The organism is Prolixibacter denitrificans (assembly GCF_003014495.1).
Classification (GTDB): domain Bacteria; phylum Bacteroidota; class Bacteroidia; order Bacteroidales; family Prolixibacteraceae; genus Prolixibacter; species Prolixibacter denitrificans.
Genome location: NZ_PYGC01000001.1, coordinates 61,461 through 75,242 on the forward strand (window position 1 = coordinate 61,461; position 13,782 = coordinate 75,242).

Below are 13,782 nucleotides of genomic sequence, written 5' to 3' on the forward strand. Positions count from 1 at the left end.
GTTCTGAACAAATATCTCCCCGGCTTCATTCGTGTTGCCGGGGATTAAATTTATATGCCGGTGCAACGTATTTTAGTTTTCCGACTTTCCGCCATGGGTGATGTAGCCCTCACGGTTCCCGTTATTCGGGGAATGCTTGAGGAAAATCCGAACCTGTCCATCACTTTTGTTACCCGCCCGTTTTTTGCTCCATTCTTTGAAGGAATCCCCAGACTCCAGCTCTACTTCCCCGATTTAAAAGGAAGACACAAAGGTTTTGGTGGTTTATTTCGGCTTTTTCTCGACTTGCGGAAAGAAGGCCGGTTTGAAACGGTTATCGACCTGCACAATGTTCTTCGGACAAAACTAGTGAGAAGTTATTTTCGCGCGGCCGGCACGTCTGTTTTCTACATCGACAAAGGGAGAGAAGAAAAGAAAGAGCTGCTGAAAACAAAAGAGATCAAACAGCTAAAACATTCTTCGGAACGTTATTGCGATGTTTTCAGAAAAGCCGGCTTCAATGTTCAGATGTCGCCAGTTCCCGCCATTGCCTCTTCCGCAAAAGCGAGCGAAAAAATTCAGGAATACCTGGAAAGCCAAAAATTACCGGAACAAACACTGAAGATTGGTTTTGCACCGTTCGCCACTCATGCAACAAAAATATGGGGATTGGAAAATGCCCGGCAATTGATGCAGCTGATTAACGAAAAGTATCAGGCTCACTTTTACTTATTTGGCGGAGGACAAGAAGAAATCGAAAAGTTGCAAGCGTTATCAACCGACAATGACCACATTACATTGGTAGCCGGCCAAATGAATCTTTCGGAAGAGATTGCGCTAATTACCCGAATGGATTTCATGCTGTCAATGGACTCTTCCAATATGCACATTGCAGCGCTGACCGGAACCAAAACAATTTCCATCTGGGGAGCAACCCATCCGGCGTTTGGATTTTACGCTTTGGGACAACCGGAGGAATACAGTCTGCAAACTCCTGCAGACGAACTGGCGTGCCGTCCCTGTTCGGTTTTCGGGAACAAACCATGTATTCACGAAACCATAAAATGCATGGAAATGCTAACTCCCAATATTGTGTTCCGTAAAATGGAACAACTTAATCTTTTTCAAATTCAGTAGCAGTGGCTACGTCTTTCACCAACGACCACGACATGAAGAAGCTGATTATTATTACACCAATCAAAGACTCGCTGGAAACGCTTATGCATACTATCGATACTTTGCGTTCCGGAACGAACACCATACCTTATTATATTTTCGATGATTTCAGCAATGAAGAAACCATTGGATGGCTGAATGAGAACCAGGAAAAATACCAACTGAAAATCGTCCACCTCAGCGATTATACCAGTCACCCCTCTCCCAATTACCGTCTAACACTGAACATGGCCCGAAAAATGGCACTTGAAGAAGGTGCTCACCTGGCTATTATCGAATCGGACGTGATTGCTCAGCCGGAAACGCTGGAAGCCTTAGTTGAGTTGACGGAACAATTACCGGATGCTGGTTTGGTTGGTTCCGTAACAACCGACAGTTACGGGAATATCAATTTCCCATACAGCTACGTGAAGAAAAGTATGCCAGAAGTGTACCAGACACCGAGAAGTATGAGTTTCTGCTGCACGGTTCTTTCCAATGATTTGATGAAAGCTTTCGACTTTGCGGAACTAGATAGCAGCCGCGACTGGTACGATGTGTATATTACGAAAAGAGCCCGCCAATTGGGATTCAGCAATTACATCAGCCTGAAAAATCCGGTGATTCATAAACCACACGGAAGCCGTCCGTGGAAAATGCTTAAATACAAAAATCCGATTTTGTACTATCTCAAGAAATTTACTCAGAAGCGCGACCGAATCTAATTAATTTCCGGAAAGTACTTTTCCATTTCATTTTCCGGTGACGGTAATTTTTATTTTTCTGGTCGAATTCCAGCAATTTTTGCATCGCCAGTCCCGGATCTTTCTCATTCAGCAAGGCATATTCAGTAGCTAGTAATTCCAATGTTTGCCGGTCGGTATCGAGCTGCCGAAAGTTGTGCAATCCTTTCTCGAAATCGATTTCACCGAAATTCATCCGGTTCAAATCAATCAAACTGAAGTGGTACTCATCACCATCGTGACGAATGAGGGTGTTACCAGGAGAATAATCGAGGTGGAAAATGCCGTTCTTGTGGAGTTTCTCAAACGTGAAAGCCACCCATTGTCGCAAAATCCGGTCGCGTTCACTGACCTGGTAATTCAACACTTCCCGTAAGGTAAAATCGTATTTAAAGTGCAGCGAAGCGTAAAAGCTCTCCTTTAATACACCGCCCCGAATGTACTCGGCATAAGCGACCGGCTGTGGAGTCGGAACACCTAATTTCAAGAGTTTTTCTGCGTAAGCGAACGAACGGGCCGCTTTTGAACCTCTGAAATAAACGTACACAAACTTGTTGAGCAGGTTCGGCAACTTAAACGATTTGACATTGATAATCCTGTCGCCCTTCTCAAAAATCTTCACCTCGTTCCTCGACTTGAAAATCGTTTGCCCTGTTTGAGCAAACTCTTCCCGCAGGTTAGCCACCCAATTTTCAAGTTCTCGAAATTCCGGAGCTATCTGGTAGTTATTTTTTTCTTTCATGAGTTTGATGGAAGAGTAAAACTTCCTTCACAACTGATTACTGATTCATAAAACCCTGCTCACGGAGTACCTCCAGCAGCATATTAGAGAACGTTACATTGTCGGCTTTCTTGTATCGGATGTCCGTAAAAACCTGCGCCAGCGATTCTTTGTTATTCTCGGCTACAAATCCTTTCGAATCTTCGCGTGCTTCCTTCTCTGCGTACATCCGGTCAATATCTTCATCAGAGTAGTCATGATATGTCTCGTTATGAACAACGCTTTCCAGCGGAAGACGGTCTATTTGCTCCGGATCTTCAGCAGGCCATCCAAGCGTAACCGTCGTGATTGGCACGACACCTTTCGGAAGCTCCAACACGTCGATGATATTTTTGGCCAGATACGTGGTAGTTCCCAGATAACAAATCCCCATTCCCTCACTTTCGGCAGCAACACAAACATTCTGGGCCACCAACAGCGCATCGATGGCCGCTGTAACAAACGACAAGAAATTATCGTATCCCGGTTCGGCGTCCCTCAGCTTGCACCATTTATTAAACCGGTTGAAGTCCGCACAAAAGGTCAACACAACCGGAGCCTCTTTAATCATGGGCTGATTGAAGTGACATGGCGCCAGTTTATCCTTCATTTTTTGGTCCTTCGACACAATAATACTGTAAACCTGCATGTTTCCAGTAGTAGAGGCCCGCGTTCCGGCTTCCAGTATTTTATTCAGCATCGGCTTATCGACCGGTTCTGAAGTATATTTTCGAATGGTACGATGGTTTAATAATGTATCTATGAGTGCCATAACGTCAAAAGATAATGATTTTGAGATGCAAAGATAGGAAAAACGAAAGGGCAAAAATAATGACCAATTAAAGGTATCGCCGAAAATTAGTACTATTTTGCCGCAACGAAGCTTTTTCGTTACCTCCTGATAATAAACACGGAAAGTAATGGAAGGAGAGAATTATAAAGTAGAATGACAACAGAATTCAGACAGAAAACCATCTTAAACGACTCAATATGAAGAAAAAAAGCCTCCTTTTTATTATGATTATGGCAAGCGCCTTTTTATTCACCCAATGTCGCTCATGTGGGTGTACCGGTTACACCGCAAAATCAAATAAACGGGTCGCCAAACAGAACCATTCAATGTGGTATAAAAAGTAGTAAAAACCGTCAAAATATCGGACTTTTATATCCTCATTTTCAGACACAAACAATCAGAACCGCGTAATATCAGAATTAACAAAAAGGTAAACAACAAAAATTTGATGTTTTTGAATATATATTGTTTCTTTGTGGGACTATTTAATTAGAGGTTCTAATTCATCCTATAAAACTTTAAAAGAATCAATTATGTCTAAAGTTAAGATTGGTATTAACGGTTTCGGTCGTATCGGACGTTTGGTTTTCCGTGCTGCCGCAAAAAGTAATGATGTTGAAGTTGTCGGTATCAACGACTTGATTGATGTTGATTACATGGCATATATGCTCAAATATGATTCTACTCACGGTCGTTTCGATGGCACTGTAGAAGTAAAAGACGGTAAACTGGTTGTTAACGGTAACGCAATCCGTGTTACTTCCGAGAGAAACCCTGCAGATCTGAAATGGGATGAAATTGGTGCAGAATACGTTGTTGAGTCAACTGGTCTGTTCCTGACCAAAGAAAAAGCTCAGGGGCACATCGATGCAGGTGCCAAGAAAGTTGTAATGTCAGCTCCTTCTAAAGACGATACTCCTATGTTCGTTATGGGTGTTAACCACAAAAAATACACCTCTGACATGACTTTCGTTTCTAACGCATCTTGTACTACTAACTGCCTGGCTCCTGTAACCAAGGTATTGAACGACAAGTTCGGCGTTGTTGAAGGTTTGATGACAACCGTTCACGCTACTACCGCTACTCAGAAAACTGTTGACGGTCCTTCACTGAAAGACTGGCGTGGTGGCCGTGGTGCTGGTCAGAACATTATCCCTTCTTCTACCGGTGCTGCTAAAGCTGTAGGTAAAGTAATTCCTGAGCTGAACGGAAAACTGACTGGTATGTCACTACGTGTTCCTACTCCTGACGTATCTGTAGTTGACCTGACTTGCCGTCTGGAAAAAGCTGCTTCTTACGAAGCTATTTGCGCTGCAATGAAAGAAGCTTCTGAAGGTGAACTGAAAGGTATTCTGGGTTACACCGAGGATGCAGTTGTTTCAACTGACTTCGTTGGCGAAACCTGTACTTCAGTATTCGACGCTGGTGCTGGTATCGGCCTCAACGACAACTTCGTAAAAGTTGTTAGCTGGTACGATAACGAAATGGGTTACTCAACCAAGGTTGTTGAGCTCATCAACCACATGGCAACTGTTGATCACAAGTAATCAATCAACGGTCATCGACCAAATCACAATATTAAAACCCGGGGTTTCTGCCCGGGTTTTTTATTTCCTTTCGCTGGGGTTCGCTTTCGCGGATAGCCAATCCATTTCAGCTTCCCAAAAACCACTGGTAAACCGTTTTTCAATCCGCTGCGCAGAAAAAAAAATTCCCCGCGCACTGCTTCAGCAACGGATGCGCACCCGAGCAAATTTTCCTGCGCAGGAAATGAAAAAGCAATGCGCACCCGATTGAAAGCAAATTCTTCTAAATCATTTCCCTTTCCTGGAGAGCCCGGAATAAAAATAGTTCTGGTCCGCTGAAGTCACCGAGAACGAGGTTTAAGAATTTCCTCCTTCCAGCCATCGCTTAAATAACGATACTTTCTCGCGACTGACCAGCACCGGTTCGTCCGGTTCTTTCTCCAATTTCAGGCGAAGGCGGTTACCCGAATAAATCAGCACATCGCGGATGGCACTCAAACTGACCAAAGCTCCCCGGTTGACCCGGAAAAATTGCTTCGGATCGAGTTCCGTTTCTAACTGGTCTAGGGTAAAGTCCAGATCGTAGCTTTTTCCTTCACGTGTTAACACGAAAGTGGCCCGCTGTTGTGAATAAAAATAAACCACATCGGCAATGTCCAGTGGACGAAGATGCTCCCCTACCCTTATCAAAAACCGGGTCCGGTAGTTCTTTGTCATCATCCGGTAGATTTTGTCAATCGCCTCAACTGAGATCTTTTCCTGATTGCCGGTTTGACTGAAAAGACGCTCATATTTTTCCAACGCCGAGTGAAGCTCCTCTTTTCCGATGGGCTTCAGCAGGTAGTCGATGCTGTTTACTTTGAAAGCTTTCAACGCGTATTCATCGAATGCCGTTGTAAAAATCACCGGGCAGGAAACGTCGGCTTGTTCGAAAATCTCAAAACTCAATCCGTCGGCCAGCTGAATGTCGAAGAAACCCAACTCCGGAGCACCATTCTTTTTCAGCCAGGCAACTGTCTGACGAATACTATCGAACGGACCCGCCACGTCGACTTCCGGAAGGTATTCTCGAATTAACGTCTCCAGTCTTTCGGCAGCCAGCGGCTCATCTTCCACAATCAGTATCTTCATGATAATTGCGTTTCTTCATTCCTGAATAAGGGAATACGGGCTACATAAAATTCTCCTTCCGTACCAAACTCCGGGACTCGTTCCCCCATCAAACGATAACGTTCCTGTAAATTCTTCTGTCCCATCCGGGCTGACACCGGCAGGGTTGATTTTAGTTGCAGATTATTCCTCACCACAACAAAATTATCTTCCCGTTTTACTTCGATATGCAATGGCTTTTCGTTGGATATTTCGTTGTGCTTAATGGCATTCTCCAGCATCAGCTGAAGCCCCATCCGCAGAATCTTCTCCGATTCGCTTCCGCTGAGAAGAAAATCCACCTTCAGCTTTTCACCAAACCGGAACTGCTCCAACACCAGGTAAGACTGGCAAAATGAAACCTCTTCCGCAAGGGTAACCACATCGTCTTGTTCCAGTACGTAGCGATACACTTTCGACAGGTCACCAATAAACCGGCTGGCTTTTCCGGCGTCGACATACACCAACGAATTGAGTGTATTCAGGCAATTGAAAAGAAAATGCGGATTGACCTGATTTTGCAAAGCAGCCAGCTTCGATTCGATGTTGGCCTTTTCCATTTCGGCGTGTTCCTGCAATAAGTTCCTCCAGTTTTTGAAGAAGATGGAGGTGTAAATAATCCCGGCGATACCAATGGAAATAAGGAACTCAATCACGACAGTGAACTTGTAATATTTCATGAATTCGTAAACCGGAACGTGATTCATGAAAATGGCCCAGAGGAAGTTGAACAGAAATACAAAGAAAAGTGAGTACACAACAATCCCGGTCCACATCAATAAGTAGGTTCGCGAACGGTTGATTCTCCAGGGATACCAATGCTGTACCAGCGAAGTAACCCATTCGTTTCCTTTCCACAGGCCCATCCCAATAATTGTGTTATATAATAATATGTTCCAAAACGAATGAATCACTGAATTCAAATCATTCATGGTAAGGGTTACTCCAAACCCTACGCACAATACAATTATCAGATCGCGCAGATGTCTTTTCCAGGAGGTTGCTATCTTTTCCATTAGGTTAAAAGTAATGAAAAGCGTTGAAACATAATATTCGTACTACTTTTTGCACTCTTCCAGAAAATGTTGGTTGGTTTCTTTTCCCCATGCCGGAGCAAACGGCGACGACATTTTCTGTTCGGCGAATAGCTTTTCGGCTTTCTCGAACAACGGCAAAGCGTTGTCTTTTCCGCCGCCCCAAAAAGCTGGTGTATGGTAAACATTCATGGCCATCAGGAATGTGGCGCGCGGATTATTGGCATCGAGCGAAAGCGCTTTTTTAAGAGCACCTGCCGCTTTCTGCGAGAATTCCTGTCCTCTTGAACCATCAACACCAATACGTGCCTGGTACAAATAGCCCTGTAAAGCCATCACCTCGCTGTTTTCCGGTGAGCGTTCCAGTGCAGTATCAATAAACTTCTGCGCCTGGTCGAGCATCTGGTCGCGTTTTTCCTTCTCTTTTCCGGTGTAACTTCCGTTGATGAGTGACAGAGCGCCGTAGTAAGCCGGCATCCATTTCGATGTTTCCACCTGGCTGACACGTTCGAAAATCTGCGATGCAGCGACATATTCCGAAGGTGTTTTTGCTGCGCCCATTTTAGCAAGAGCGTTCTGCATGGCACCTGCATAATTTTGGGCCCAAAGATTGGTGGCTGCAAAAACCACAACGACGATAATAGAAACTACTTTTTTCATGATGTTGCTTTTTTAGTTGTTATTTAATTTGAATGAAGACACCAAGGATGATGCTACGCAGCGTTTCGGCCTGCACGGGAATCCGCTCATATACACCGGAACCATTCGGCTTATCGGAATAACGGTAGGTGTAGGGCTTGTCACGTCCCAACACATTCCCGACAGAGCAATAGAAAATAGTGTAGTTACCAAAGAGATACGCCAGATGTGCCGCATTCAGACTAAAGTTGGAATAGGCCGGGGCTTTCCGTTCCATGAATTCCGGCGTGTTTGGGTCATCATACGGCCTTCCGCTGGCGGCGGTTAAGCTAAATCCAAACTGCGTATTCCAGCCGGCAATCCAATACTTCCCCACCAACGACAACGTATTCTTAGCCACAAATCCGGGAGTTGCCTTTTCGGGAAAATCACGGTAGTCGCGTTTGGTATCGAGGTACGAATACGCAATCCAGTAATCGAGCAGTGGAATGCTTTTCCGGTCACGGAAGAAAACGTCAACTCCTTTTGAATAACCAGTTCCTGATGACGTATAGTGAGAAGGAGCATATTCGTTGGAAGCCTGGTTGAATTTCACCAGATTCTGGTAATCCTTGTAGTAGGTCTCAACCCGGAAATCCCGTTTATCGTAAGAATATTGATAATTCAGAATGAAATGCTTTGCTTCTTCGGCTTTCAGTTGGTGGTTGAAGGCCAAGAACTCATCGGGTGCATTTTGGTAGAAGGCTCCGTAAGCCAGTGAAAGCTGACTGTGCTCTCCGGTTTTCCGGGCAAGTGAAAGTCTCGGAGCTACTTTTACCTTTTGCAGGAGACCGAAATATTCGGGTCGTACGCCTAAACGAACAGCCCAGTTGTCGCCCAACTGAAGCTCTCCCTCAGCATAGGTAGCGAGTGTTCGTTGTGTGAAGCCAGCTTTCTGCCCGGCCACATTCTCGTTGGAGCGTTCATTGTCGTGCCAGTTAGCATCTAACCCCATGTTGATTTTCACCTTTTCCGAGGGCAGGTATTTCAAACCGGCGCGTCCCTGAGAGTAACGGTCCAAAATGTGGTAACTCCCCTCCTCCATTTTGATGTGATCGTCATAATAATCGCCCGATATTCCACCATAAACCATCCAGACATCCGACAACATATTCCGGTAGGTGGAATTCACATATTGGTTGGAAGAATTTAATGCCACATTCTCCCAATTCGTCGACGACGTGGCGTACGGAGCAATCAGCTTATGATGATTAAATGAGTAAAGTGTCTTCCACATTCCCTGTTTTCCAGATTTTACCTGTGCATGTACCAGGCCATTCATTTGAACCGGATCTTCAGCGAAAGCTTTACGGGGCGGATTGATTTTGTTATTGAGGCCGAGGTTGTAATATTCGCCGGAAACACTGACGGATGCCCGATCGAAACGTTTTGTGTAGCCTCCCTGAAGACCAACGTTCAGCAAACCAATAGAAGCATCGGATTCCTCCGGCAAATCGATGGTACGCAGAATAAGCGCCGAAGAAAGAGCCTGTCCATATTCCGCCGAATAACCTCCGGTACTGAACAGCGTTCCTTTGAACAGCTCGGGCGAAAACCGTCCGCGTGAAGGCAAATCGGGTGTGGAGCTACTGTACGGTTGCTGCATTTCCATACCATCGATGAACGTTTTGGTTTCGTAAGCTTCACCTCCACGCACGAAAAGTCGTCCGTCTTCCGCGACTTGTTGCGTTCCCGGCAAGGTTCGCAAAGCGCCGTATACGTCTCCTTCCGATGTGGGCGTAGTTAAAATATCGATGGCCTTCAAGGTAACCGTCTGTTCGTCATCGGCTGTGCCAAATGTACCCGCGGTAATAACCACCTCATCGACCTTGTTATTTTCAGGTTGCAGTTTAATCACCATAGCTGTGTCGGCTTTCGCCGGAATGGCAACCGTGTAAGGAATGTATCCAAGGAAGGTCACTTTCAATCGCTGAGCCCCCGTCAATTCAGAAGTCAACTGAAAGACTCCGTCACTATCGGAGGTCGTTCCTTCATAAGTATTTTCAAAATAGATATTGGCACCCGGCAATGGATGATTTCGTGTGTCGACCACTTTCCCATGAATGGAAATCTGACCGAAGGTCGTAACCGAAAGCAAGGCAAACAGGAATATGAGCTGAATTTTTTTCATCGCAATTTTGGATATTGTGTACCCCAAAGTTGCGGTGTGTCAGAAAGAAAGGAAAAATGAACCGGACGAACTGTCAAATAATGCCGACGAATGGTTGTCAGGCAGGATGAATTGTAGAAGACATTTGGGAATAAATCTTATTCGTAGCGAAGTGATTCGATGGGATCGAGTTTAGCGGCCTGCATGGCGGGCATCAATCCCGAAACCAAACTGACCAAAAGGCATAGGGCTACCCCGGAAAAAATCCAAAGCCACGGAACGATAAACGAGCTTCCTACCAAAGCGGAAACACCATTACCAGCGAGAATTCCCAGGACAATTCCCAGCAATCCTCCCAATTGCCCAATCACAATGGATTCAATCAGGAACTGTTGGCGGATGGTACGGGAGTTGGCTCCCATCGCTTTCCGGACGCCTATCTCGCGGGTTCGCTCCGAAACAGTAACGAGCATAATGTTCATCAAACCAACCGCTGCTCCCAGCAGCGTGATGAAGCCAATAATCGTAGCTGCCAACGTAATGTATTTGATATTCTCCAATAGAATATTTACCAGGTTATCGCTTTTCACAATATTGAAATCGGATTCGTCAGTCACGCTGAGGCCACGAACAACGCGGAAAACTCCTTCAGCCTCCCCCACCGCAATATCAAGCAACTGCGGTGATTTGGGCATTACCTCGATTTGAAAATTCATCTGCGGACGCGAGAAAACCTGTCTCACATTGGAATAGGGCAACAGCACTAGCCGGTCGCCCGATGCACCAAAGCCGCTTCCCTTCTCGGCAAGTACACCCACCACGCGGTAACGCGCCGTTCCGATGGAGATAATCCTGCCAGTGGGATTAACAATTCCCGGAAAAAGTTTGCGGGCCAAGCCATTTCCCAATAAGGCTACATTGCTCCCCGAATGAATTTCCTGTGAAGCAAAATTTCGCCCTTTACTAATATCATAACCGGCGGTCTGCAGGTAATTACCATCCACACCAAGCACCCTGACATTTGGATTGCTTTTTTGCGATTCGTACCGAACCGTTGCGATTCCTGTCGCAAAAACAGAAATGGACACATCAGCCGGAAAATCGAACTGGTTTTTGAATTCCTGCGCCTGGAAATAACTGATGTAGCTGTAATTCTTACTACGATACCGGTTTCCGCCCACTTGTACCCGCATGCCGCGACTCTGAATGGTGAAGGTGTTGGCGCCAAGCCGCGTAAATTCTGCTGTGATGGAATTTTTGATAGAATCAATCGCCGTGAGGATACCCACCAATGCTGTAATTCCAACTGCAATGATCAGAATTGTCAAGACTGACCGCACCCAGTTTCCCCGGATGGATTGGATGGCCATAAAGACATTTTCTGTGGTGAGCGGATTGAACAGCATGAGCAATTTGGTTTGCCTCTCCAAGGTAGAAATATTTCAAACATTTTGAAACAATTCCCCCCTTACAAACCTTTAGGATTTGTATTCGTTTATGATTAATAAATGTTATTTTGCGACATATCTAAATAAATCGATTAAAAAATGGCATACGATGTTGAAATGATTCGTCAGGTGTACGAACGTTATCCTGAAAGAATCGCGCAAGCCCGTAAACTTCTTGGGCGTCCCATGACCCTTAGTGAAAAAATTCTTTACTCTCACCTTTCCGGTGATCTTCCTAACGAACCGTTTAAACGTGGTGATTCATACGTCAACTTTTCACCCGATCGCGTCGCTATGCAGGATGCCACTGCACAGATGGCCGTTCTCCAGTTTATGCAAGCCGGAAAAGATCAGGTATCGGTCCCTTCGACCGTTCACTGTGACCACCTGATCCTGGCAAAGGAAGGAGCAAAAGAGGACCTCACGAAAGCTGAACAGAACAACAAAGAAGTATACGATTTTCTGGCATCGGCCTCGAAAAAATATGGAATTGGTTTTTGGAAACCGGGAGCAGGAATTATCCACCAGGTGGTGCTCGAAAATTACGCTTTCCCGGGTGGAATGATGATTGGAACTGACTCGCATACCCCGAATGCCGGCGGTATGGGAATGGTTGCCATTGGTGTAGGTGGAGCTGATGCCGTAGATGTGATGGCCGGACTGCCCTGGGAACTGAAATTCCCGAAACTGATTGGTGTGAAGCTGACCGGAAAACTCAGCGGATGGACCTCTCCGAAAGATGTGATTCTGAAAGTAGCCGGAATCCTGAGTGTAAAAGGAGGAACCGGAGCCATCGTTGAATATTTTGGCCCCGGAGCTGAATCGATTTCCGGAACCGGAAAAGGTACCATCTGTAATATGGGTGCTGAAATCGGAGCGACAACTTCCACTTTCCCGTTCGATGAGTCGATGAAAAAATACCTGAAAGCGACCGGACGTACAGACGTGGCTGAGATGGCTTCCAAAATTGAAGAGCACCTTCGCCCTGACGCTGAAGTGATGGAGAATCCGGAAGCTTATTACGATCAAATTATTGAAATCAACCTTTCGGAACTGGAACCGCATATCAATGGTCCGTTCACTCCGGATTTGGCAACTCCCGTTTCACAATTCGGTAAAGTAGCCAAAGAAAACGGATGGCCGCTGAAAATGGAAGTTGGTTTGATTGGTTCGTGTACCAACTCATCGTACGAAGATATCAGCCGGGCTGCATCAGTAGCTAAACAGGCTCTCGATAAAGATTTAAAAGTAAAAGCTGAATTCACCGTTACTCCGGGTTCCGAGCAGGTTCGCTATACGGTTGACCGCGACGGTTACCTCGATACATTCGAGAAAATTGGTGGTGTGGTTCTGGCCAATGCCTGCGGCCCCTGTATCGGACAATGGGCGCGTCACAATGCCGAAGACCTGGATGAGAACTCCATCATGACTTCGTTCAACCGGAACTTCTCCAAGCGTAACGACGGTAACCCGAAAACTCACGGTTTTGTGGCTTCTCCCGAAATCGTAACAGCATTCTCGATTGCCGGTACGCTCGATTTTAATCCGGCAACCGACTACCTGGAAAATGCGAAAGGAGAGAAAGTTAAACTGGACGAACCGACTGGTGATGATTTGCCAGCCAAAGGTTTTGACGTAAAAGACCCGGGCTTCATCCCGCCTTCGTCTGAAAACAAAAATGTAGACGTTGTCGTGAAACCGGATTCAGAACGTCTCCAGTTGCTTACACCGTTCGAGCCCTGGGATGGAGAAAACCTGACCGGCATGAAACTGTTGATCAAAGCAAAAGGAAAATGTACCACTGACCATATTTCGATGGCCGGACCGTGGCTCCGTTTCCGTGGACACCTCGACAACATTTCCAACAACATGTTGATTGGTGGCGTCAACTACTTTAACGAGCGCACGAATGCAGTGAAAAACCAGCTGACCGGTGAAATCGGTGAAGTGCCTGCAACTGCACGTGATTACAAGGCCAAAGGAATCGGCTCGGTTATCGTTGGCGACGAAAACTACGGCGAAGGTTCTTCCCGTGAGCACGCAGCTATGGAACCACGTCATCTCGGCGTTCGGGTTGTACTCGTTCGTTCATTTGCCCGCATCCATGAAACGAACCTGAAAAAACAGGGTATGCTGGCATTGACATTCGACAATCCTGCCGATTACGACAAAGTACAGGAAGACGATACCATCGATGTATTGAAACTGACCGAATTTGCTCCGGGTAGTTCACTGATCGTGGTACTTCACCATGCAGATGGCACAACCGACGAAATTGTTGCCAATCATACTTACAATGAAGCACAGATTGAATGGTTCAAAGCCGGTTCATGTTTGAATTTCATTAAAGAAAATCAGTAATATCACCATAAATGATAAAAAAGGCCGGTATCAACCGGCTTTTTTT

Annotated in this window: 11 protein-coding genes; 4 read left to right on the top strand and 7 right to left on the bottom strand. The window is 45.8% G+C overall.

The genetic code is table 11. The annotated features are described in order from the left end of the window. Positions 1 to 60 precede the first annotated feature (60 nt). Positions 61 to 1,116: a glycosyltransferase family 9 protein gene (locus CLV93_RS00250; protein WP_170108827.1), complete on the top strand. Its 1,056-nt coding sequence runs from the start codon at positions 61 to 63 to the stop codon at positions 1,114 to 1,116. Between the two features lie 2 nt (positions 1,117 to 1,118). Continuing rightward, entirely contained in the window at positions 1,119 to 1,859 is a 741-nt protein-coding gene (locus CLV93_RS00255; protein ID WP_106540170.1) for a glycosyltransferase, read from the top strand. Here the strand turns inward: CLV93_RS00255 and CLV93_RS00260 are convergent. Both CLV93_RS00260 and CLV93_RS00265 read right to left on the bottom strand, forming a co-directional pair. Then, positions 1,834 to 2,619 carry a lipopolysaccharide kinase InaA family protein gene (locus CLV93_RS00260; protein WP_106540171.1) on the bottom strand — a complete coding sequence of 262 codons (786 nt, stop codon included), beginning with the start codon at positions 2,617 to 2,619 and terminating at the stop codon, positions 1,834 to 1,836. The two genes, CLV93_RS00255 and CLV93_RS00260, sit on opposite strands and share 26 nt — an antisense overlap. Before the next feature lie 37 nt (positions 2,620 to 2,656). Beyond that, positions 2,657 to 3,409: an NADPH-dependent oxidoreductase gene (locus CLV93_RS00265; RefSeq protein ID WP_106540172.1), complete on the bottom strand. Its 753-nt coding sequence runs from the start codon at positions 3,407 to 3,409 to the stop codon at positions 2,657 to 2,659. 554 nt (positions 3,410 to 3,963) lie between these two features. Between CLV93_RS00265 and gap the strand changes: the two genes are divergently transcribed. Beyond that, positions 3,964 to 4,977, top strand: coding sequence for a type I glyceraldehyde-3-phosphate dehydrogenase (gap, locus tag CLV93_RS00270; protein ID WP_106540173.1), 1,014 nt, complete (start codon positions 3,964 to 3,966; stop codon positions 4,975 to 4,977). A gap of 336 nt (positions 4,978 to 5,313) precedes the next feature. On the opposite strand, the gene CLV93_RS00280 is transcribed toward gap, so the two are convergent. From CLV93_RS00280 to CLV93_RS00300, 5 genes are all read right to left on the bottom strand, one after another. Further along, positions 5,314 to 6,087, bottom strand: a complete 774-nt coding sequence (locus tag CLV93_RS00280) for a LytR/AlgR family response regulator transcription factor (protein WP_106540175.1) — start codon at positions 6,085 to 6,087, stop codon at positions 5,314 to 5,316. Then, positions 6,084 to 7,121 (bottom strand): sensor histidine kinase, encoded by a 1,038-nt coding sequence (locus CLV93_RS00285; protein ID WP_106540176.1) that lies wholly within the window; start codon positions 7,119 to 7,121, stop codon positions 6,084 to 6,086. Before CLV93_RS00285 ends, CLV93_RS00280 begins: the two co-directional genes overlap by 4 nt. A 42-nt stretch (positions 7,122 to 7,163) precedes the next feature. Next, positions 7,164 to 7,799, bottom strand: coding sequence for a tetratricopeptide repeat protein (locus CLV93_RS00290; protein WP_106540177.1), 636 nt, complete (start codon positions 7,797 to 7,799; stop codon positions 7,164 to 7,166). 19 nt (positions 7,800 to 7,818) lie between these two features. Continuing rightward, positions 7,819 to 9,948 carry a TonB-dependent receptor gene (locus CLV93_RS00295; RefSeq protein WP_106540178.1) on the bottom strand — a complete coding sequence of 710 codons (2,130 nt, stop codon included), beginning with the start codon at positions 9,946 to 9,948 and terminating at the stop codon, positions 7,819 to 7,821. A gap of 137 nt (positions 9,949 to 10,085) precedes the next feature. Then, positions 10,086 to 11,357 (bottom strand): ABC transporter permease, encoded by a 1,272-nt coding sequence (locus CLV93_RS00300; RefSeq protein ID WP_211297709.1) that lies wholly within the window; start codon positions 11,355 to 11,357, stop codon positions 10,086 to 10,088. A gap of 117 nt (positions 11,358 to 11,474) precedes the next feature. Here CLV93_RS00300 and CLV93_RS00305 point away from each other — a divergent pair, with 117 nt between their 5' ends. Continuing rightward, a complete protein-coding gene (locus CLV93_RS00305; RefSeq protein WP_106540180.1) occupies positions 11,475 to 13,736 on the top strand; it encodes an aconitate hydratase in 2,262 nt (753 codons plus the stop codon). Positions 13,737 to 13,782 lie beyond the last annotated feature (46 nt).

Excerpts from the sequence above, each read along its gene's own strand:
- CLV93_RS00260 (WP_106540171.1), bottom strand. The coding sequence starts at position 2,619 with ATGAAAGAAAAAAATAACTACCAGATAGCTCCGGAATTTCGAGAACTT.
- CLV93_RS00265 (WP_106540172.1), bottom strand. The coding sequence starts at position 3,409 with ATGGCACTCATAGATACATTATTAAACCATCGTACCATTCGAAAATAT.
- gap (WP_106540173.1), top strand. The coding sequence starts at position 3,964 with ATGTCTAAAGTTAAGATTGGTATTAACGGTTTCGGTCGTATCGGACGT.
- CLV93_RS00280 (WP_106540175.1), bottom strand. The coding sequence starts at position 6,087 with ATGAAGATACTGATTGTGGAAGATGAGCCGCTGGCTGCCGAAAGACTG.
- CLV93_RS00285 (WP_106540176.1), bottom strand. The coding sequence starts at position 7,121 with ATGGAAAAGATAGCAACCTCCTGGAAAAGACATCTGCGCGATCTGATA.
- CLV93_RS00290 (WP_106540177.1), bottom strand. The coding sequence starts at position 7,799 with ATGAAAAAAGTAGTTTCTATTATCGTCGTTGTGGTTTTTGCAGCCACC.
- CLV93_RS00295 (WP_106540178.1), bottom strand. The coding sequence starts at position 9,948 with ATGAAAAAAATTCAGCTCATATTCCTGTTTGCCTTGCTTTCGGTTACG.
- CLV93_RS00305 (WP_106540180.1), top strand. The coding sequence starts at position 11,475 with ATGGCATACGATGTTGAAATGATTCGTCAGGTGTACGAACGTTATCCT.